This is a genomic window from Leptospira adleri, from assembly GCF_002811985.1.
Classification (GTDB): domain Bacteria; phylum Spirochaetota; class Leptospiria; order Leptospirales; family Leptospiraceae; genus Leptospira; species Leptospira adleri.
Genome location: NZ_NPDU01000153.1, coordinates 1 through 1,588 on the forward strand (window position 1 = coordinate 1; position 1,588 = coordinate 1,588).

Genomic DNA, 1,588 nt, shown 5'->3' on the forward strand with positions numbered 1-1,588 from the left:
TTTTAGGAGTGATCGAAGATCCTTTCGGCGCTGCCCTTTGTCTTTTTCTGGTCGGTCTTTTTTTTGCGCGTCCGCTCTATCGAATGAACATTTTGACCTTCGGCGATTTTTATAAGAATCGATTCGGAAGAAGGGCGGAAGTAGTCTCTAGCGTTTTTATGATTCCGTCTTATTTCGGTTGGATCGCGGCTCAGTTCGTAGCGTTAGGAATCATTCTTCATTCCCTCACCGATCTTCCGGTTTCTACGGGAATTTTTCTGGGGGCCGGGGTCGTTTTGGTTTATACTACGATCGGAGGGATGTGGGCGATTTCTCTCACTGACTTTTTACAGACGATTCTAATCGTATTAGGACTTGCTTATTTAGTTTGGGATCTAAGTTCGAAAGCCGGCGGGATTGGCGCCGTTTTAGGATCCACAAAACCGGGATTCTTTCGTTTTGTTCCCGAGGCGGACCCGAAAAGTATTCTCGTTTATATCGCCGCTTGGATGACGATCGGACTCGGGTCGATTCCGCAACAGGATATCTTTCAGAGGGTGATGGCGTCCAAGTCGGAAAAGGTCGCGGTTTATTCCTCTCTTTTGGCTTCTTTCTTTTATTTGAGCATCGCCTTACTACCGTTACTCGCCGTGCTATGCGCGAGAAAAGTTTATCCCGAAATCGGAGCGGCGGACGCGCAGATGATTCTTCCCAAAACCGTTTTGGCGCATACCGGTTTGTTTACTCAGATTCTTTTTTTCGGCGCGCTTCTTTCGGCCGTGATGAGCACCGCGAGCGGCGCGATTTTGGCGCCGGCTTCCGTTTTGGGAGAGAACGTAGTCCGTCCTTTTTTAAAAAATCCTTCCGAAAAATATCTTTTGAGAATATTAAGAATTTCTGTTGTAGTTATAACCTTGGTTTCCTTGTCGATGGCGATCACTAAAAGTAATATCTACGAACTCGTTTCCCAAGCATCCGCTCTGAGTTTGGTTTCTCTTTTTGTTCCCTTGGTCGCCGGTCTTTTTCGGAAACGTTCCACCGGAACGGGGGCCGTGGCTTCCATGATCTGCGGATTTCTTGTATGGCTTTTTTGGAATCTCGGTTCGTTTGAAGTTCCTGCGTCGATTCCCGGACTTCTCGCGAGTTGGATTGCGTTGCTCGGGGGCGATTTTTTGGAAAGAAAAGGATACGGATTTTCGGTTCAGGGAAGTCGCGAAGAAGTCCACTGAAACTTCTTCTTGTAAGAGCTCCTACAAATGTTCACCCTAGAACATTCTTTGCCGCTCGGAACTTCCTCTGGATTAAATACAATGCCGAATTGGAATTCCTGTGGGAGTTCCTACAAAGAATTTTCCAATAAAACCTCCTTGCAAAGAATCTAAATCCGTGATGGAGCATGTCTCCCGTTTTGCCCGCACCTCCACCCGTGAAACTCAGCACTTAGCTTCCCTTAGGGTCGCTACGTAGGGCGGGGCCCGCGTGTTTCACAAAAAGAGCCGTCAGAACAAGGAGGTCCTTTCCGATTTTCAAGGAGTGTATGTTCTGGCACATCGGTAACACTATAGACCGGAGACATGGGTTACACTTTATTCGTTGTAGTTGTACACAG

General features: G+C 47.4%; 1 protein-coding gene. It reads left to right on the forward strand.

The window, feature by feature from the left end; genetic code table 11:
• Positions 1-1,208: high affinity choline transporter 1 (locus CH376_RS23880; RefSeq protein ID WP_100788609.1), on the forward strand; the 1,208-nt coding region annotated here is incomplete at its 5' end.
• Positions 1,209-1,588: the final 380 nt, after the last annotated feature.